Here is a 19,375-nt window from a genome sequence, read left to right as displayed (position 1 = left end):
GTCGGGGCGTATTTCCTCATATGAGAGGATTTAAACCCAATAGAGTTCATGGACTTTATTTAACGTGCCACCGGCGGCTTGCGCAGCAAACTGTAGGCCATGGCGCCCAACGCCGCCACACCGAGCAACAGCACGGCCCAAAGACCGAGCTTTTTCCAGTTCGGCCCGGCATCAATAGGCGCCGCAACCGCGGGCGATGTCACCACCACCGCCCCCGCCGCCTTGGCCTGCCCAAGCCCTGCGAGGCGTTCGACGCTGTAATCCGGGATCAACGTCGACAGCGGCAAGTTCGCCCCCTTCACCGACGGGTTGCCCAAGGCCAGGGTGAACGGCGGCTCGCCCCGTGCCAGGAACACCAACTGCGTGGCGCGCACTGCAAAGCTCAAGGTCGGCGCCTCCACTCCCAGGCCACCGCCGCGCTCGTCCACGTCGAGCTTGAGTTGCGCAACGGCCTGGCCCGGCAGCTGCAATTCGTTCTGTAAAACGTCCTGGCCATTTTGCGTCAGCCGGTAGAGCAAACCGCTGCTCAAGGGCTGCCAGGCCTGATTGCTTTCCCGGCGACCCGACAAGGTGACTGGCGCGAGGCTGTTGGGTTGGCTCAAGTCGATGCGCAAACGTTCGACGTTCAGCGCATTGGGCAACTGCCAGCTGTATTCGCCGGCCTTGAGACGGGTACCCGACAGTGGCTGCGACCACACCAGCGGCAACGGCAAGCTATGGGCACTGACGCTCTCCAACTGCGCCGATGTCAGCGCCGGTGCGGCCTGGCCTTTCCACAGCAGGCGCAGATAACGCGCCGATTGCCCTGGCAAACTCACTTCATGCTGCTCGACGCGCTCATCGGCAAACGACAGCCGCGCCACCTGCCCTTCGCCCCACGAGCGCCAGTGCTGCAAGTCGTCGCTGGCTTCGATGCTGAAGCGCTGGAAGCCGTCGCGCTCGCTGGTCCAGTCGAGGATCAGCTGCTGCAACGGCGCCTTGATCCCGCTGGCATCGAGCAACCAGCCGCGCAGCACTTCTTCGCCCGCTTCCAGCTGGCTCGGCGGCTGCACCTGCACCAACGTGCCGGTGGAAGTGGATTGCACACGCACACTGGGCACGGCTTCAGCGGAATCGGCCGCAGCGTACAGCGGGAACCACTTCACGTTGGACAGGCTGCGGCTTTCGGTGCTTTGCGCCGACTGCCGCGCCAGCGCGTAGGCCTGGGGCTCGCCGGCGGCGTTGAACACCCGCACGTCACTCAGGTCGGCCTGGCGGGCGCTCAATTGCACCGCCAGCGGCAGCTCCAGGCGGTACCACGGGCCTTCGCCGCTGACTGTCAGCGGCACCCGCGTGGTGAAATCGGCCGGGGTTTCCTGGGCCAAGGCCGAACACGTTGTGCACAACCCCAACAGCACCACACTCAGCTTGCCCATCAAGAGGCCACTCCTTCAGATTCAACCACCGGTTCGGCACGCTTGGGTGGCAACGGGGCGAAATAGCCCACCACCAGCAACAGCCCGCCCACACCGATAAACGATACGATCCGCGCCAGCCCGCCACGGTTGCTCAGCTCGACGAAGAACAATTTGGCGACCACCACTGCAATCAACACCGCACCGATCAGCCACACCTCACGCCGATGGCGCAGATGCCCACCGATCATCAGGCTCAGGGCAATCAGGGTCCAGATAATCGACAGCCCGGCCTGCACCAGCATCGACTCCAGCAACGCATCCAGATGGAACGGCACGCCGCCCCAATGGTGAGCCGTACGCATCACCAGGGCGGTGAAGAAGGCGAACAACGACACACCGGCGACCGCCTGGGCGATCAGCTCGGCGCGTGGCCCGCGCTGGGGTGCGGCGCTGCGGGACCACAGGTACACCCCCAGCAGCGCGAACAGCAATCCAATATCCAGCGGGTTAAGCAGCGGCATATACGGCAGCGGCTCGGCGGTGCCGTCGCTGAAGATATTTGCCAGCCAGAACCAGCCCAGCATCAACACCGCCAGAGGCAACGCGGCATACAACCGGTACTCGCGCGGGTACGCCGACACCGGCCACGGCCAACTGCGCGGCACAGCGGCCAGTACCAGGTACAGGCTCGGCAGAATCGCCCACCCCAGCCAGCGCCAAGCGTTGTATTCCTCGGACAGCAGCAACAGGCCGTAGCGCAGCTCCAGCGCCAGCACGCCGATCAGCAGCCAGCAGCCGAGCACGTGCGCGGCGCTCAAAGCTTTCTCCGGGATGACCAAGGCCAGGCGCCGCAGTGACACGAAGTGCACCGCAAATACCGCCACCCACGCCAGCCACGCGAAATTCGCCGCCGGGTGATAACGCGAGCCCCACGAGCCCAGCAACACCACGCCCGCCGCCGGCATCAACAGCGTGCACAACAAGCCCAGCGACGCCCATTGCAGGCGCAGGGCCAACACCGCCCAGATCGCCACACTCACGGCCGCCACCGCCAGCAGCCAGGTGCCTTGCAGCATCGGTGGCGCAAAACGCAGCACTTCGCTGACCAAAGCCAAGGTCCACCAGGCCGCGCCCCACACCAGCAGCACGTCGGACAGCCGCTGCAAACTCAACGCCTCGAACACTGGCGCATGAGGCCGGCGCTGCAAACGCCAGGCACCGACCAGCGCCGCCAGCCCGAGCACCATCGGCGTCCAGAAACCGCTATGACCCAAAGGACGCAAGCCTTCGCGGGCCAGTGGCCCGAGCAAGTCCGGCACCGCGATCAGGAACGAAGCGCCACCGATGATTTGCAGCAACAACCCGAAGACAAAACTGACCCGCTGCTGCAGGTAGAGGCTCAGCCAGATAATCAACAAACCACTGGCCGCCCACACGCCACTGGCGGTCTCCCACGGCAGCACGAACAGCACCGCGAGGTTGATCAGCACCAACCCGGCCAACAGCACCACCGACAGGCCGCGCAACAACCGCACATCGCTACGCACCATGCTGTCCCGCGCCGCCAGCAGCATGCCGCCGATCAAGGCCAGGCCAATCAGCGATGCAGTGAGCAGCCCGCTCCAGCCGGCACTGAACACGGCGCCGGAATCAGCGCCCGCCTGAAGGCGCAACAGGAACAGCGCGCCACCGAGCAATTGCACGGCAAACGCAGTAAAGAGGAACGTGCGCGAGCCGATGCGCAGGCCGACCAGCAAGGTTGCAAGGCCGGCAATTGCCCAACTGATGGCCGTGCCTTGGGTCAACAGCAGCAACGGCGCCAGCAGGTACAGGAAGCCCAGGCCGACACAGGCCAATACCGGCAAACCACGCCGCTCCCACTGCGCCGACTGCTCGGCCGGAGCCTTGCGCAGTTGGTGGAAACTGAACAGCAACGCCACGCCCAGCAGCAGAGCGCCCAGCGGTGCGCCATCCAATAGACGGGTGTCGCCAACCCGCAACTCGCTGAGGAACGCGAGCGCCGAGCCGACCTGCAACAGCAAGCCAAACGCCCGCGCCAAAGGTCGCTGCTGGCGCAAGCCGAGCCAGAAAATCCCGGCGCCTTCCACGGCCCAGGCCGCCGCCGTCCAGCGTGCGTCGAGGCCCAGGGGAATCGCCAGGCTGGCGAAGATCACACCCAATGCCAGGCAGGTTTCCGCCAGCAGCAAGGCGCGCCCGCCACTCAGCAAACGGGCCAGGCCCATGTAAATAATGCCCAGGCCCAGCGCGCTGAACGCCGCGGCAAATTCCAGGTGCTGCACCAGCGCAAACTGCAACCCGAAGCCCACCAGCGGCGGACCGAACAGCATGCTGCCGTCGACGTAATCGCCCTTGGCCGCTGACCAGCGCAACAGTGCGCCACGGCTGTCATCGTCCGGCGCGTCGCTCATCTCCAACAGCTTGCGCCGGGCGAACAACAGGCCAATGCCGAGGTACATCAGGAAAAACAGAATCAGGAAAGGCTCGGTGCTCCACAGCAGTTCCGGCGTGTAGGAGCGCATGCCCCAGGCGAAGCCGATGCCGAAGGTGCCGACGAAACCGATCAGGTTGAGCAGGCGCCAGGCCTTGAACCAGGCGATGGCGAGGATGCCCGCGTTCAGCAGCGCGAAATAGCTGAACAGCGCCACATGGTTGCCGGCGCCGGTGGACGTGAGGATCGGTGCCGCAAAACCGCCGAGGGCAGCGGCGCAAGCCAGGCCGAGGGCGTCCTGGGTAATTGCCAGAATCGCCGAAAACACCGTGACCGCCACCAGCAACCCCAGTGCGGCGCCGGGATCGAGCAGCGGGTGCAGGCGCATGGCAGCGAACACAGTCAGGTAGAGCACGGCGATGCCGGTGCCTTGCAGCATCAACCCGTAATTGCTGTTGCGCAGCCGCAGCCACCACCCCAGGCCCAGCAAGGCCAGCGCACAACCGGCAACGCCCGCATAACGCAGCTCGATCGGCACTACCATGCCTTCAGTGGCATAGCGCAGCAGGAAGGCCAGGCCAAGGAACAGCAGCACCACGCCGACCCGCAGCACGGTGTTGCCGCCGAACAGCCAGTTGCGCGCGCCGCTGATGGCGCGCTCGATGAAGTTGGGGCCACGAGGTACCGCAGGCGCGGCAGGTTGCTCAGGAATGCGTTCGCTCGGCTCAGCCCGCCAGACGTCAGCCGGCAATGGCTGGCTGGGCTCGGCCGCTACCGTTGCGTACGCAGGTTCCAATTCGGCGGGTAATTCCCAGACGAGTTCGGGCGACGTCGTTACCGGCGGCGGCGCTTCGACAAGGATCGGTTCGGGGGTTTCAACGGCAGCCGGCCTTTCCAGCAAGGCCAGGCGTTGCTCGACGACTTCCAGGGCGTTGCGGGCAGACTCCAGCTGACGGCCTTGCTCCTCCGTACGCGAGGCCAGCATCGACAGGCGGATCGCCTGGCCAATGCCCAAGCCGAGCAGCGCACCAATGCCCGCATCACTGAACGACTCGTCGAGCGTCCAGCCGAGCACCAGGCCAATCAGCATGAAAATCCATTGCATGGTCGATATCCCTAAGCAAACCGAGACCTAGTATATCGACACGGGCCCCATGTGGCAGCGGGACTTGCTGTGGCGAGCGGGCTTGCCCTCTCACCACAGCAAGCCCGCTCCCACATTTTGTATTGCGGTGTCTAATCCAACGCTTTCCAGATCTCCGTCGCGTATTCGCGGATGGTCCGGTCCGACGAGAACCAGCCCATGCGCGCGGTGTTGAGCACCGCCGAGCGCCACCATTCCTTGGAATCGTGCCAGTGCGCCTCGACCCGCGCTTGGGCATCCCAGTAGGAATCGAAGTCGGCACAGACCAGGAAGCGGTCGTAGTCGATCAGCGAGTCCACCAACCCGGCATAACGGCCCGGATCATCCGGCGAGAACACCCCGCCGCGAATCGCTTGCAGCACATCGTTCAAGCGATGGGACGCGGCGATTTCCGGCCCGGCATTGAACTCACCGGCGTGTTTGCGCGCTTCTACCTGCTGGGCGCTGAGGCCGAAGATGAACATGTGGTCGGCACCCACGCGCTCGTGCATCTCGACGTTGGCACCGTCCATGGTGCCGATAGTCAGCGCGCCGTTAAGGCCGAATTTCATGTTGCTGGTGCCGGACGCTTCAAACCCGGCGGTGGAAATCTGCTCCGACAGGTCGGCCGCCGGAATGATGCTTTCCGCCAGGCTGACGTTGTAGTTGGGCAGGAACACCACCTTGAGCAACCCGCGCACCGTCGGGTCGTTGTTGACGGTACGGGCGATGTCGTTGGTCAGCTTGATGATCAGCTTGGCCTGGTGATAACTGGCCGCCGCCTTGCCGGCAAAAATCTTCACCCGAGGGACCCAGTCGGTGCCCGGCTCGGCACGGATCGCCTGGTACAGCGCGACGGTGTGCAGCAGGTTCAACAGCTGGCGCTTGTACTCGTGGATCCGCTTGACCTGCACATCAAACATCGCCGCCGGGTTGACCGAAATCCCCAGGCGCTCGTGAATGATGTCGGCCAGTGCCCGTTTACTGTGCAGGCGCTGTTCGGCGAAGGCCTTGCGGAAGGCTTGCTTCTCGGCAAACGGTTCCAGGTCCACCAGGCGCTGCTCCGGGTTATCCAGTACGTCCGGCCCCAGGGCTTCCACCAGCATCGCGGTGAGTTTGGGGTTGGCCTGGTACAGCCAGCGGCGGAAGGTAATGCCGTTGGTTTTGTTATTGATGCGGTCCGGGTAGAGCTTGTGCAGTTCGGAGAACACTGTGCTGCGCATCAGTTGGGTATGCAGGCCGGACACGCCGTTCACGCTGTGGGAACCGAGGAACGCCAGGTTGCCCATGCGCACGCGGCGGCCGTTGTCTTCCTCGATCAGCGACACGGCGCGCAGCACGTCGAAGTCGTGGATGCCCTTGGACCGCAGCGAGTCGATATGTTGAGCGTTGATCAGGTAGATGATCTGCATGTGCCGCGGCAGCATGCGTTCCATCAAGCCCACCGGCCAGGTCTCCAACGCCTCGGGCAGCAAGGTATGGTTGGTGTACGACAGGGTCTCGACGGTGACATCCCAGGCGGCATCCCACGGGATATCGTGCAGGTCCACCAACTGGCGCATCAACTCGGCCACCGCGATCGACGGGTGCGTGTCGTTGAGCTGGATGGCCGCGTGTTCGCCCAGGCTCAGGACCGAGCCGTGCATGTTTTTGTGGCGACGCAGCAGGTCCTGCAGCGAGGCGGAGACGAAAAAGTATTCCTGGCGCAGGCGCAGTTCCTGCCCTGCTTCGGTGCTGTCGGCCGGGTAAAGCACCCGGGAGATGCTTTCGGCACGGGCTACCTCGGCCACTGCGCCCAGGTGATCACCGGCGTTGAAGCGCTCCAGGTGCAGGTCTTCCACGGCCCGGGCACGCCACAGGCGCAGGGTGTTGACGCTGGCGCCGCGCCAGCCGACCACCGGGGTGTCGTAGGCTACCGCACGCACGGTTTCATTCGGCGACCAGACCTGGATCGACTTGCCGGACGCGTCCAGCAGGGTTTCCACGCCGCCGCCAAAGCCGATCGGGTAGATCACTTCGGCGCGCTCGAACTCCCACGGGTTGCCGAAATCCAGCCAGCGCTCGGTTTGCTCCTGCTGCCAGCCATCGACAATCGCCTGGCGGAACAGCCCGTGTTCATAACGAATGCCATAACCGTGGCCGGCAATGCCCAGGGTCGACATGCTTTCCATAAAGCATGCAGCCAGGCGGCCAAGGCCACCGTTGCCCAGGGCCGCGTCGGGCTCCAGCAGGCGAATGCGCTCCATGTCCACACCCAACTCGCTCATGGCCTCACGGGCCACGTCCAGCAGGCCGAGGTTGCTCAGGCTGTCGTAGAGCAGACGACCGATCAGGAATTCCAGCGAGAGGTAGTAAACCCGCTTCTGCCCCTTGCGATAGATGTGCCGCGTGTGGTCCATCCAGTGGTCGACCATATGGTCGCGGGCGGCCAGTGCAATGGCTTCGAACCAGTCGTGGTCGAAGGCGTGATCGGGGTCCTTGCCCACCGCATAGGTAAGTTTGGTCAAGACGGCATCGCGAAATGCGGCTACCTCTGCTTCTCGTACAAGCGGTTCCTGAGACATCGATGCGACCTCGGGCGAGATAGAAGGAGTTGCTAGAGCCTAGACGGTCTGACAGACCGTAGACGCTCTGGTTCGGCAGTTTTTTAACTCATTCACCTTTGCGGGAATTTGATGCAGGGGCCGTGCCCGTTTGTTGCCCGACACTGCCTTTGAGCTGAAACCCGGAAGATATTGTTCAAAAAAACACCAATTCCGGTATGATCCCGCGCCGGATAACACCCCTCTTGGAAACCTGATGAAGCCTCAACTGATCGCCGCCGCGGAACTCGACCGTCTCGAGACCTGGCAGAAATACTCAAGCCACATGTGTGGCGGCTGTGTGTCGAGCTGCTGCACCCTGCCGGTTGAGGTGAAGATCAAGGACCTGATCCGTATCGGCATCGTCGATGAGTTCGAGCGTGGCGACCCGCCGAAGAACATCGCCAAGCGCTTGCAGAAAGAAGGCATCGTCGAGCGCTTCAACGCCAAATCCGAGATCTTTACCCTGCAGCGCATGAGCAACAACGATTGCCTGTACCTGGATCGTAAGAGCCGCTTCTGCACTATTTATGACAAGCGCCCGGATACTTGCCGCAATCACCCGAAAATCGGACCGCGTCCTGGGTATTGCGCGTACAAGCCGAAGGAAGTGGTGCGCGAGACCAAGTTCAAGACCCTCGACAAGTTCTGATCCAGATTTTTGTGGGGCCTTGAGGGCCCTATCGCAGGCAAGCCAGCTCCCACAGTTGAATGTGTTCACATATCAAAATGTGGGAGCCGGGCTTGCCCGCGATGAGGCCGTCGCAGTCGCTACAGCTATTGCAGGCATAAAAAAACGCCCCCGGCCTTTCGACCGGGGGCGTTTTTCATTCAACCTGAGCTAACTCAGTTCTTGGCTTTCTTGGCAGCGCGGGTACGCTCGCCTTCGTCCAGGATCTTCTTACGCAGGCGGATCGACTTAGGCGTAACTTCGCACAGCTCGTCGTCCTGGATGAATTCCAGGGCCTGTTCCAGGGTGAAGCGAACAGGTGGAACCAGAGCGATGGTTTCGTCTTTGCCCGAAGCACGCATGTTGTCAAGCTTCTTGCCTTTGGTTGGGTTGACGCCCATGTCGTTGTCACGGCTGTTCAGACCAACGATCTGACCGTTGTAGATCTCTTGACCGTGTTCAACGAACAGCTTGCCACGCGCCTGGAGGGTTTCCAGGGAGTAGGTCAGCGCCTTGCCGGTTTCTACCGATACCAGAACACCGTTCTGACGACCGGACATGTCGCCGGACTTCATGGTGTCGTAGCGATCGAAGATCGAGGTCAGGATGCCAGCGCCGTTGGTCAGGGTCAGGAACTGGTTACGGAAACCGATCAGACCACGAGCAGGGATGTTGTATTCCAGACGCACACGGCCTTTGCCATCCGGCACCATGTTGGTCAGGTCGCCCTTACGCAGGCCCATCTCTTCCATGACCTTGCCCTGGGATTCTTCAGGGGTGTCGATGGTGACGTTTTCAAACGGTTCCTGCTTCACGCCGTCAACCTGACGGATGATCACTTCAGGACGACCAACGCCCATTTCGAAGCCTTCGCGACGCATGGTTTCGATCAGTACCGAGAGGTGCAGCTCACCACGGCCGGAAACCTTGAACTTGTCAGCCGAGTCGCCTTCTTCAACGCGCAGAGCAACGTTGTACAGCAGCTCTTTGTCCAGACGTTCCTTGATGTTACGGGAAGTCACGAACTTGCCTTCTTTACCGCAGAAAGGCGAGTCGTTTACCTGGAAGGTCATGGAAACGGTTGGCTCGTCAACGGTCAGAGGCTTCATCGCCTCGACGTTGTCCGGCTGGCACAGGGTGTCGGAGATGAACAGCGAGTCCATACCGCTCACGCACACGATGTCACCGGCAAACGCTTCTTCAACGTCGATACGGTGCAGACCGTGGTGACCCATCAGCTTCAGGATACGGCCGTTGCGTTTCTTGCCGTCGGCGCCGATGGCGACAACCGGAGTGTTCGGCTTGACGCTGCCACGAGCGATACGGCCAACACCGATAACACCCAGGAAGCTGTTGTAGTCCAGTGCCGAGATTTGCATCTGGAACGGGCCTTCACGGTCAACTTTCGGCGCAGGTACGTTGTCGACGATCGACTGGTACAGCGGGGTCATGTCTTCAGCCATGTCGGTGTGTTCCAGACCGGCAATGCCGTTCAGGGCCGAGGCGTAGACGACTTTGAAGTCCAGCTGTTCTTCGGTGGCACCCAGGTTGTCGAACAGGTCGAAGATCTGGTCCAGAACCCAGTCCGGACGCGCGCCTGGACGGTCAACCTTGTTGATGCACACGATCGGACGCAGGCCGGCTTCGAAAGCCTTCTTGGTCACGAAACGGGTTTGCGGCATAGGGCCGTCTTGGGCGTCAACCAGCAGCAGAACGGAGTCAACCATCGACATTACGCGTTCAACTTCGCCGCCGAAGTCGGCGTGGCCCGGGGTGTCCACGATGTTGATGTGGTAGCCGTTCCAGTTGATGGCGGTGTTTTTCGCCAGAATGGTAATACCGCGCTCTTTCTCCTGGTCGTTGGAGTCCATCACGCGCTCGTCGTTGAGCTCGTTGCGCTCCAGGGTGCCGGATTGACGCAAGAGTTTGTCTACCAGGGTGGTCTTACCATGGTCAACGTGGGCAATGATGGCGATGTTGCGTAGATTTTCGATCACTTGTGTATCTCGATCAGAGGATTCGGTGTGCTGACAGGTCGTGGCAGCGATTAACAGTAGAGTCAGGCCTTGCCGTTACAGCTTGACGGCAGAGTCGGGGGGCCGGTGACGCAGGCCACAGGCAAACAGCCCCGGGCTCTTAGCTCGGTCGATAAACGCGCACATTGGCATGCCCCTCACTGAGCAAATGGTGGGCATGCAGGCGACTCATCACGCCTTTGTCGCAATACAACAGGTACTGACGGCTGTCATCCAGTTCCTTGAAACGCGCATTCAATGCATAGAACGGCAGCGTTTGTACGTCGATGCCAGCAATGTCCAGCGGCTCGTCTTCAGCGGCATCCGGGTGACGGATGTCGATGATGATCTGACCGGCCAGAGCCTCGCTGACTTCTTCGATCTGCAAATCCTGGCCCAATTCGTCGATAACCCGATCGATCGGCACCAGCTTGGCGTTCTCCAGCGCACGCTCGAGAACCGCCATGTCGAACTGTTGTTCTTCGTACTCCACGCGGTTGCGCTTGGCGTGGGTCTTGGGGTTCACCGAGATGACCCCGCAATATTCCGGCATGTGCTTGGCGAAATCCGCCGTGCCGATCTGGGTCGCCAGGTCGATGATGTCTTGCTTGTGACTGGCGATCAGCGGGCGCAATACCAGCTTCTCGGTCACAGAGTCGATCAACGACAGGTTCGGCAGGGTCTGGCTGGACACCTGGGAAATCGCTTCACCGGTCACCAGTGCGTCGATTTCCAGCCGATCCGCGATTCGGGACGCAGCGCGCAACATCATACGCTTCAATACTACGCCCATATGACTGTTATCGACTTTCCCGAGAATTTCTCCCAGGACTTCCTCGAACGGTACGCTGACAAACAGCACCCGTTGCGAGCTGCCGTACTTCTTCCAGATGTAATGCGCGACTTCCATCACGCCCAATTCGTGTGCACGCCCGCCCAGGTTAAAGAAGCAGAAGTGGCTCATCAGCCCGCGGCGCATGATCTGGTAGGCCGCAACGGTGGAATCGAAACCGCCGGACATCAATACCAGGGTCTGTTCCAGGGCACCCAGCGGGTAGCCGCCGATGCTGTCGTGCTGGCTGTGGATCACAAACAACCGTTGGTCGCGAATTTCCATCCGCACTTCAATTTGCGGCTCTTTCAGGGAAATTCCGGCTGCGCCGCACTCGCGACGCAGCTTGCTGCCAACGTATTTCTCGACATCCATGGAGCTGAACGGGTGCTTGCCGGCACGTTTGCAACGCACCGAAAACACCTTGCCCGCCAGCACATCGCCGTAGTGCTGTTTGCACTTTTCGGTGATGTCGTCGAAGTCGCCCAGCGGGTACTCGTCGACCTGCAGGAAATGCGCGATGCCCGGCACGCAGCTCAGGCGCTCGGTCATGTCCTTCAAGGCCTTGGGGTCGGTCAGGCGGGTTTCCAGCTCGAGATTGTCCCACACACCGTTCACCACCACAGCCGGGTCCAGATCGCGGAGCACGGCACGGATGTTCTTGGCCAATTGACGGATGAAACGCATCCGTACCGGTCGGCTCTTGATGGTGATCTCGGGGAAGACTTTAACGATTAATTTCATGAAAACAGCGCGCGCAGGCCCAGCCGAAAAAGGGGGGCGCGGATTATAGCGGAAATCGCTCAAGGTTTAACCAGTTAATATGCAATCGACCTTTCGCGCACCAAAACGGGTCATTAATGAAAAATCACGCCACATTGCGGTGCGCAATTTATTCCGTTTCAGCGGATTGCACCTTTATAGGGGCGTTTTTGTGGCAAAAAACCCATGTCGGGGCACTGGCATGCAATTTGCTCTCTTGTGAGGCAGGTTGCCTTGGTCGAGTATTCGCGCCGGCATCACCCACATTCTAAGGGCTAACTCCACTACCCCAGCCCGAAGCCACCCGGAGGACACTATGTCGAAGTCGGTTCAACTCATCAAAGATCATGACGTCAAATGGATTGATCTGCGCTTCACGGACACAAAAGGCACTCAGCACCACGTGACCATGCCGGCTCGCGACGCGCTGGATGACGCCTTCTTCGAAGAAGGCAAAATGTTCGACGGCTCCTCCATTGCCGGCTGGAAAGGCATCGAAGCTTCCGACATGATCCTGATGCCGGACGACAGCACCGCCGTACTCGACCCGTTCACCGAAGACCCAACGCTGATCATCGTCTGCGACGTGATCGAGCCTTCGACCATGCAAGGCTACGACCGTGACCCACGTGCGATCGCCAAGCGTGCCGAGGAATACCTGAAGTCGACCGGTATCGGCGACACCGTATTCGTAGGTCCGGAACCAGAATTCTTCATCTTTGATTCGGTCAAGTTCAAGTCCGACATCTCCGGTTCCATGTTCAAAATCTTCTCCGAACAAGGTTCGTGGATGTCCGACCAGGACGTGGAAGGCGGCAACAAAGGCCACCGTCCAGGTATCAAAGGCGGCTACTTCCCGGTTCCTCCGTTCGACCACGACCACGAAATCCGTACCTCCATGTGCAACGCCATGGAAGAAATGGGCCTGGTCATCGAAGTTCACCACCACGAAGTGGCGACTGCCGGCCAGAACGAAATCGGTGTGAAGTTCAACACCCTGGTGGCCAAGGCTGACGAAGTTCAGACCCTGAAGTACTGCGTACACAACGTGGCTGATGCCTACGGCCGTACCGCTACCTTCATGCCTAAGCCTCTGTACGGCGATAACGGCTCGGGTATGCACGTTCACCTGTCCATCGCCAAAGAAGGCAAGAACACCTTCGCTGGCGAAGGTTATGCCGGCCTGTCCGACACTGCCCTGTACTTCATCGGCGGTATCATCAAGCACGGTAAGGCCCTGAACGGCTTCACCAACCCGTCGACCAACTCCTACAAGCGTCTGGTCCCAGGTTTCGAAGCTCCGGTAATGCTGGCCTACTCCGCTCGCAACCGTTCCGCTTCGATCCGTATTCCTTACGTGTCCAGCCCTCGCGCTCGCCGTATCGAAGCACGCTTCCCGGATCCGGCAGCCAACCCGTACCTGGCCTTCGCTGCCCTGGTAATGGCCGGCCTGGACGGTATCCAGAACAAGATCCACCCTGGCGACGCCGCCGACAAAAACTTGTACGACCTGCCGCCTGAAGAGGCCAAAGAGATCCCACAAGTGTGCGGCAGCCTGAAAGAAGCCCTGGAAGAGCTGGACAAGGGCCGTGCGTTCCTGACCAAAGGCGGCGTGTTCAGCGACGACTTTATCGATGCCTACATCGCCCTGAAAAGCGAAGAAGAAATCAAGGTCCGCACCTTCGTACACCCACTGGAATACGAGCTGTACTACAGCTGCTGATCCGGTAGCGCCGCTTAACGCGGCGTGATGAAAAAGGCCTCCTTCGGGAGGTCTTTTTTTTGCCCGCAAAACCCTGTGGGAGCGGGCTTGCCCGCGAAAAACTCAAGGACGCCGTATTTCTTCAATATTTACGGGTTATCGTTAACGACCATCGCGAGCAAGCTCGCTCCTACAGAAGAGGGATCTGCCTTGAAACTCAAACTTGGGTTCATCTTGCTGGCTATCAGCGCCAATGTATTGGCCGCACCACCCACCCTCGCCCCGCTACTCGACAGCATCGCCGAACGCCTGGCGATCGCCGACCAGGTGGCCCTGAGCAAATGGGACAGCCACAAGCCGGTTGAGGACCGTGCGCGGGAACAGGACGTGATCGCCAGCGTCGTCGCCCAGGCGCCGGGTTACAAACTGGCACCGGCGCAAGCCGAGCAGTTTTTCTCGGCCCAGATCGAGGCGAACAAACTGGTGCAATACGCCCACTTGTCCGACTGGCAACTGCAAGGCAAGGCGCCTGACGACCCGCGCCCTGATTTGGTCGGCCAGATCCGCCCTGAACTGGACCTGCTGCAAAAACGCCTGCTGCAACAGCTGGCGGACTTCACCCCCGAGCGCACCAACCCGCAGTGTCCGCAATGGCTGGCCCAGGCTAATCACGCGCCGGCACATGACCCGCTGCACCAACTGGCGATGATGCGCGCCACCGCCGAGCTGTGCCTCTACAAAGGCTGAACACCAGGAAAGCCTTTTGGCTTTCCTGAACAGACCTTTCAAAACCGCACTATATTGGTGCGATACGCTGCACCCTTCCCACTTACGCAACCCATTTTGGTTCGAAACTTCCCGCTGAAGCTGGCAGAACGCCACAGTTTCGCGCCTTAAGCCCCCATTTCAGGGCTTTAACGCTTCTTTTCGGAGCTTTGGTTTGGTTTTTGCATTTTCCTTGTATCAGCGTGTGCCTCAAGCCCGCGCCTTGCTCCAAAAGAGGTCCTAATGACCATCAGCGACGCACTGCACCGCCTGCTACTCGACAACCTGACCACCGCGACCATTCTGCTCAATGACGAACTGCGCCTTGAGTACATGAACCCGGCGGCGGAGATGCTGCTGGCCATCAGCGGACAGCGCAGCCATGGGCAATTCATCAGCGAACTGTTCACCGAGTCGGCTGAAGCCTTGAGTTCGTTGCGCCAGGCCGTGGAGCAGGCGCACCCGTTCACCAAACGCGAAGCGATGCTCACCGCCCTCACCGGCCAGACCCTGACCGTCGACTACGCGGTCACTCCGATCCTGAGCCACGGCGCCACCTTGCTGCTGCTGGAGGTGCATCCCCGGGATCGCCTGCTGCGCATCACCAAGGAAGAAGCGCAACTGTCCAAGCAGGAAACCAGCAAGATGCTGGTGCGCGGCCTGGCCCATGAGATCAAGAACCCGCTGGGCGGGATTCGCGGCGCCGCACAGTTGCTGGCCCGCGAGCTGCCGGATGAGAACCTCAAGGACTACACCAACGTCATCATTGAGGAAGCCGACCGCCTGCGTAACCTGGTAGACCGCATGCTCGGCTCCAACAAACTTCCGTCGCTGGCGATGACCAACGTGCATGAAGTGCTGGAGCGCGTTTGCCAGTTGGTAGAGGCCGAAAGCCAGGGCTGCATCACCTTGGTGCGCGACTACGACCCAAGCATTCCCGATGTATTGATCGACCGCGAGCAGATGATCCAGGCGGTGCTCAATATCGTGCGCAACGCCATGCAGGCCATCAGCAGCCAGAACGAACTGCGCCTGGGCCGCATCAGCCTGCGCACCCGCGCGTTGCGCCAGTTCACCATCGGCCACGTGCGCCATCGCCTGGTGACCAAGGTCGAGATCATCGACAACGGCCCGGGTATCCCGGCCGAACTGCAGGAAACCATCTTTTTCCCAATGGTCAGCGGCCGCCCGGACGGTACCGGGCTGGGCCTGGCCATTACCCAGAACATCATCAGCCAGCACCAGGGTTTGATCGAGTGTGAGAGCCATCCCGGCCACACCACCTTCTCGATCTTTCTGCCACTGGAACAAGGAGCCCCATCGACATGAGCCGTAGTGAAACTGTCTGGATCGTCGATGACGACCGTTCTATCCGCTGGGTCCTGGAGAAAGCCTTGCAACAGGAAGGCATGACCACCCAGAGCTTCGACAGCGCCGACGGGGTGATGAGCCGCCTGGCTCGCCAGCAGCCCGATGTGATCATCTCCGACATCCGCATGCCCGGCGCCAGTGGCCTGGACTTGCTGGCGCGGATACGCGAGCAGCACCCGCGCTTGCCGGTGATCATCATGACCGCGCACTCGGACCTGGACAGCGCTGTCGCGTCCTATCAGGGTGGCGCCTTTGAATACCTGCCGAAACCGTTCGACGTGGACGAAGCGGTGGCCCTGGTAAAACGCGCCAACCAGCACGCCCAGGAACAACAAAACCAGGAAGCCCCGCCGGCCCTGACCCGTACCCCGGAAATCATCGGCGAAGCCCCGGCGATGCAGGAAGTGTTTCGCGCCATCGGGCGCTTGAGCCACTCCAACATCACCGTGCTGATCAACGGCGAGTCGGGTACCGGTAAAGAGCTGGTGGCCCACGCCCTGCACCGTCACAGCCCACGGGCGGCGTCGCCGTTTATCGCGCTGAACATGGCGGCGATTCCGAAGGACTTGATGGAGTCGGAACTGTTCGGCCATGAAAAAGGCGCGTTCACCGGCGCGGCCAACCTGCGCCGGGGCCGTTTTGAACAGGCCGATGGCGGCACGCTGTTCCTCGATGAAATCGGCGACATGCCGGCCGACACCCAGACGCGCCTGCTGCGGGTACTGGCAGACGGCGAGTTTTATCGCGTAGGCGGGCATACGCCGGTCAAGGTCGACGTACGCATCATCGCGGCGACCCACCAGAACCTGGAAACCCTGGTGCATGCCGGGAAATTCCGTGAAGACTTGTTCCACCGCCTGAACGTGATCCGCATCCACATCCCACGGATGTCGGACCGCCGCGAAGACATCCCGACCCTCGCGCGTCACTTCCTCAGCCGCGCCGCCCAGGAGCTGGCCGTCGAGCCGAAGCTGCTGAAAAGCGAGACCGAGGAATACCTGAAGAACCTGCCATGGCCGGGCAACGTGCGTCAGTTGGAGAACACCTGCCGCTGGATCACGGTGATGGCTTCGGGGCGCGAAGTGCACATCAGCGACCTGCCGCCGGAGCTGCTGAGCCTGCCTCAGGATTCGGCGCCGGTGACCAACTGGGAGCAGGCCCTGCGCCAGTGGGCCGACCAGGCGTTGGCACGTGGCCAGTCGAACCTGCTGGACAGCGCTGTGCCGGCCTTCGAGCGGATCATGATCGAAACCGCCCTCAAGCATACCGCCGGTCGTCGTCGCGACGCCGCCGTGCTGCTGGGCTGGGGCCGCAACACTCTGACTCGCAAGATCAAGGAGCTGGGGATGAAGGTCGACGGCGGCGATGATGATGAGGGCGATGAGGGCTGAACGTGCACCGCTTCAATGCACCACGAACCGGCATCGCGCACGGATGCAACGCCTGAAACACATGCCTTGTTAAATAAATATTAAAAGCTGAAAACGCCAAAGCCCCGTATTCCGGGGCTTTGCGCTTTCTGAAGATTTTTTTTTGGCACAACTTCACAACTCTGGCACGCGCCCTGCAATAACCCTGTTACTACCCAGTTTCGGGGACCTTGGTACAGGCAGGCCGAGAATCCCCTCTTTACACCCGGGGTGCTTGATGCGGATCGCGTCGCGCCCCACACCCGTTTCGGGAACCTCGGTACAGGCAGGCCGGGGATTCCCTCTTTAACACCGAAGCCTTTGGCTTCACCCCGTTTTGGGAGCCCTGGTACAGGCAGGCCGGGAACTCCCTTCTTTACACCCGGGGCTTATGAGGCAATGCGCCCATAGCCCCAGCCCGTTTTGGGAACCTTGGTACAGGCAGGCCGGGGATTCCCTCTTTTATTCCTCCCGGAGATGGATCTCCAGCCGCCAGCGTCCCTCGACCTTCTCCCCCGACCACTCCCCGCGCAATGGCCGAGCCGCCACCAGGTTCAGCAGCAAGCCGCCATCGGTCTTGCGCACGCGCCAGTTCACATCCTTGTCATTGACCTTCAGTTGCCCGCCCTGAGCCTTGCCCAGCGCGTCGAACAGCAGCGCCACCGTGCCGTCGATATGTTCGCCGTGCAGCTTGGGTTCGCTGTTGAACCACACCACCAGGCCATCAGCGGCAGGCTCCACCTGCTGCAGCTCAACCGGGTCGGGCGTGGTCAGCCGGCCGATCATCAGGCCCACCATCAAGCCGACAATCGCCAACGAGCCTAAAACCCGTGGCAGAAGCTTCGGTCGCGGGTCGTCTTCAGGGGTAGAATGCAGCGCATCTTTGCCTTCGGAGCCGTGCATGTTTCACGTCATCCTTTTTCAACCAGAAATTCCGCCGAATACCGGCAACGTTATCAGGCTGTGCGCCAACAGTGGCTGCCACCTGCATTTGATCGAACCGTTGGGCTTCGACATGGACGACAAGCGCCTGCGCCGCGCCGGGCTCGACTACCACGAGTACGCCACCCTGCAGCGCCACGCCGACCTCGCCAGTTGCCTGGAAAGCCTGAACCACCCACGGTTGTTCGCGTTTACCACCAAGGGCTCGCGGCCGTTCCATGATGCCAGCTTTGCCGAAGGCGACGCCTTCCTGTTCGGCCCGGAAAGCCGGGGCCTGCCGGCAGAGGTGCTCGACGCCCTGCCCGACGGCCACCGCCTGCGCCTGCCGATGCGCGAAGGCTGCCGCAGCCTGAATCTGTCCAACACCGTGGCCGTCGCGGTTTACGAAGGTTGGCGGCAACTCGGTTTCAAGTAACGCATATAACAAATGTGGGAGCGGGCTTGTGTGGGAGCCGGGCTTGCCCGCGATACAAACACCTCGGTGTGTCAGTCACACCGCGGTGATGCTATCGCAGGCAAGCCAGCTCCCACACAAGCCCGCTCCCACATTTAGTCCTGCGTCGGGTTCGAAATTACTGAACCGTTGGCGAACCTTCCTGTTGCATGCGCTGCAGCTCTTGCGCATACAGGGCATCGAAGTTCACCGGAGCCAGCATCAGCGCCGGGAACGAGCCACGGGTGACCAGGCTATCCAGGGTCTCACGGGCATACGGGAACAGGATGTTCGGGCAGAACGCGCCCAGGGTGTGGCTCATGGACGCTTCGTCCAGGCCCTGGATCAGGAAGATGCCGGCCTGTTGCACTTCAGCGATGAAGGCCACTTCTTCGCCGTTCTTGACGGTCACCGACAAGGTCAGCACGACCTCGTGGAAGTCGCCTTCCAGGGCCTTTTGACGGGTGTTCAGGTCCAGTGCGACGCTCGGGGTCCATTCCTGACGGAAGATGGCCGGGCTTTTTGGCGCTTCGAACGACAAGTCGCGTACGTAAATACGCTGCAGGGAAAATTGTGGGCCTTGAGCCTCTTCTGCTGCCGCTTCGGTGTTCTGTTGGTCAGTCATCGCAGATCCTTCGTGATCTTGGGGTCTTTTAGGGGTTGTGAGTCAGACGTGAAGCAGCGCATCCAGTTTACCGGCGCGCTCGAGTGCGAACAGGTCATCGCATCCACCGACATGCTTGTCACCGATCCAGATCTGCGGCACGGACGTGCGTCCCGCTTTCTTGGTCATCTCGGCGCGCACCTGGGGCTTGCCATCAACCTTGATCTCTTCGAAGGCAATGCCCTTTTTCTCAAGCAGGGCCTTGGCCCGCATGCAATAAGGGCAATAATCGCTGGAATAAACGACAACCTGGCTCATA

14 protein-coding genes are annotated in these 19,375 nt (G+C 61.1%); 6 read left to right on the top strand and 8 right to left on the bottom strand.

Annotation, left to right across the window (positions count from 1 at the left end):
• Nucleotides 1-59 precede the first annotated feature (59 nt).
• The 3 genes from JFV30_RS30810 to JFV30_RS30800 form a co-directional block, all read right to left on the bottom strand.
• Nucleotides 60-1,415 carry a DUF3999 domain-containing protein gene (locus JFV30_RS30810; RefSeq protein ID WP_201125936.1) on the bottom strand — a complete coding sequence of 452 codons (1,356 nt, stop codon included), beginning with the start codon at nt 1,413-1,415 and terminating at the stop codon, nt 60-62.
• On the bottom strand, nt 1,415-4,951 hold the full coding sequence (locus tag JFV30_RS30805; RefSeq protein ID WP_201125935.1) for a DUF2339 domain-containing protein: 3,537 nt from the start codon (nt 4,949-4,951) through the stop codon (nt 1,415-1,417). Before JFV30_RS30805 ends, JFV30_RS30810 begins: the two co-directional genes overlap by 1 nt.
• A gap of 131 nt (nt 4,952-5,082) precedes the next feature.
• Entirely contained in the window at nt 5,083-7,533 is a 2,451-nt protein-coding gene (locus JFV30_RS30800) for a glycogen/starch/alpha-glucan phosphorylase (protein ID WP_201125934.1), read from the bottom strand.
• A gap of 235 nt (nt 7,534-7,768) precedes the next feature.
• Between JFV30_RS30800 and JFV30_RS30795 the strand changes: the two genes are divergently transcribed.
• Complete coding sequence (locus JFV30_RS30795) at nt 7,769-8,203, top strand: YkgJ family cysteine cluster protein (protein ID WP_017478181.1); 435 nt, start codon at nt 7,769-7,771, stop codon at nt 8,201-8,203.
• A 194-nt stretch (nt 8,204-8,397) separates the two neighbouring features.
• On the opposite strand, the gene typA is transcribed toward JFV30_RS30795, so the two are convergent.
• Together typA and thiI are read right to left on the bottom strand one after the other, a co-directional pair.
• Nucleotides 8,398-10,218 carry a translational GTPase TypA gene (gene typA, locus JFV30_RS30790; RefSeq protein WP_003217997.1) on the bottom strand — a complete coding sequence of 607 codons (1,821 nt, stop codon included), beginning with the start codon at nt 10,216-10,218 and terminating at the stop codon, nt 8,398-8,400.
• Between the two features lie 139 nt (nt 10,219-10,357).
• Nucleotides 10,358-11,812 (bottom strand): tRNA uracil 4-sulfurtransferase ThiI, encoded by a 1,455-nt coding sequence (thiI, locus tag JFV30_RS30785; protein WP_201125933.1) that lies wholly within the window; start codon nt 11,810-11,812, stop codon nt 10,358-10,360.
• Between the two features lie 334 nt (nt 11,813-12,146).
• Between thiI and glnA the strand changes: the two genes are divergently transcribed.
• From glnA to ntrC, 4 genes are all read left to right on the top strand, one after another.
• Nucleotides 12,147-13,553, top strand: a complete 1,407-nt coding sequence (gene glnA, locus JFV30_RS30780; RefSeq protein WP_003217999.1) for a glutamate--ammonia ligase — start codon at nt 12,147-12,149, stop codon at nt 13,551-13,553.
• 189 nt (nt 13,554-13,742) lie between these two features.
• A complete protein-coding gene (locus JFV30_RS30775) occupies nt 13,743-14,279 on the top strand; it encodes a chorismate mutase (protein WP_201125932.1) in 537 nt (178 codons plus the stop codon).
• A gap of 261 nt (nt 14,280-14,540) precedes the next feature.
• Complete coding sequence (glnL, locus tag JFV30_RS30770) at nt 14,541-15,626, top strand: nitrogen regulation protein NR(II) (protein WP_003218001.1); 1,086 nt, start codon at nt 14,541-14,543, stop codon at nt 15,624-15,626.
• Nucleotides 15,623-17,059: a nitrogen regulation protein NR(I) gene (gene ntrC / locus JFV30_RS30765; protein ID WP_003218003.1), complete on the top strand. Its 1,437-nt coding sequence runs from the start codon at nt 15,623-15,625 to the stop codon at nt 17,057-17,059. Before glnL ends, ntrC begins: the two co-directional genes overlap by 4 nt.
• A gap of 480 nt (nt 17,060-17,539) precedes the next feature.
• On the opposite strand, the gene JFV30_RS30760 is transcribed toward ntrC, so the two are convergent.
• Nucleotides 17,540-17,980 (bottom strand): hypothetical protein, encoded by a 441-nt coding sequence (locus JFV30_RS30760; protein WP_010169104.1) that lies wholly within the window; start codon nt 17,978-17,980, stop codon nt 17,540-17,542.
• Between JFV30_RS30760 and JFV30_RS30755 the strand changes: the two genes are divergently transcribed.
• A complete protein-coding gene (locus JFV30_RS30755; protein WP_169386586.1) occupies nt 17,979-18,434 on the top strand; it encodes a tRNA (cytidine(34)-2'-O)-methyltransferase in 456 nt (151 codons plus the stop codon). The two genes, JFV30_RS30760 and JFV30_RS30755, sit on opposite strands and share 2 nt — an antisense overlap.
• Nucleotides 18,435-18,591: 157 nt before the next feature.
• On the opposite strand, the gene secB is transcribed toward JFV30_RS30755, so the two are convergent.
• Nucleotides 18,592-19,077: a protein-export chaperone SecB gene (gene secB / locus JFV30_RS30750; RefSeq protein WP_003218009.1), complete on the bottom strand. Its 486-nt coding sequence runs from the start codon at nt 19,075-19,077 to the stop codon at nt 18,592-18,594.
• A gap of 42 nt (nt 19,078-19,119) precedes the next feature.
• Nucleotides 19,120-19,374, bottom strand: a complete 255-nt coding sequence (gene grxC, locus JFV30_RS30745) for a glutaredoxin 3 (RefSeq protein WP_010169095.1) — start codon at nt 19,372-19,374, stop codon at nt 19,120-19,122.
• Nucleotide 19,375 lies beyond the last annotated feature (1 nt).

The organism is Pseudomonas sp. TH32 (assembly GCF_016650855.1).
Taxonomy (GTDB): domain Bacteria; phylum Pseudomonadota; class Gammaproteobacteria; order Pseudomonadales; family Pseudomonadaceae; genus Aquipseudomonas.
Note: the sequence above shows the minus strand (reverse complement) of the source record. Positions and strands in the feature narration are given on the sequence as shown.

Coding starts and splice junctions, on each gene's coding strand:
- JFV30_RS30810 (WP_201125936.1), bottom strand. CDS start 1,415: ATGGGCAAGCTGAGTGTGGTGCTGTTGGGGTTGTGCACAACGTGTTCG.
- JFV30_RS30805 (WP_201125935.1), bottom strand. CDS start 4,951: ATGCAATGGATTTTCATGCTGATTGGCCTGGTGCTCGGCTGGACGCTC.
- JFV30_RS30800 (WP_201125934.1), bottom strand. CDS start 7,533: ATGTCTCAGGAACCGCTTGTACGAGAAGCAGAGGTAGCCGCATTTCGC.
- JFV30_RS30795 (WP_017478181.1), top strand. CDS start 7,769: ATGAAGCCTCAACTGATCGCCGCCGCGGAACTCGACCGTCTCGAGACC.
- thiI (WP_201125933.1), bottom strand. CDS start 11,812: ATGAAATTAATCGTTAAAGTCTTCCCCGAGATCACCATCAAGAGCCGA.
- glnA (WP_003217999.1), top strand. CDS start 12,147: ATGTCGAAGTCGGTTCAACTCATCAAAGATCATGACGTCAAATGGATT.
- glnL (WP_003218001.1), top strand. CDS start 14,541: ATGACCATCAGCGACGCACTGCACCGCCTGCTACTCGACAACCTGACC.
- ntrC (WP_003218003.1), top strand. CDS start 15,623: ATGAGCCGTAGTGAAACTGTCTGGATCGTCGATGACGACCGTTCTATC.
- JFV30_RS30755 (WP_169386586.1), top strand. CDS start 17,979: ATGTTTCACGTCATCCTTTTTCAACCAGAAATTCCGCCGAATACCGGC.
- JFV30_RS30760 (WP_010169104.1), bottom strand. CDS start 17,980: ATGCACGGCTCCGAAGGCAAAGATGCGCTGCATTCTACCCCTGAAGAC.
- secB (WP_003218009.1), bottom strand. CDS start 19,077: ATGACTGACCAACAGAACACCGAAGCGGCAGCAGAAGAGGCTCAAGGC.
- grxC (WP_010169095.1), bottom strand. CDS start 19,374: ATGAGCCAGGTTGTCGTTTATTCCAGCGATTATTGCCCTTATTGCATG.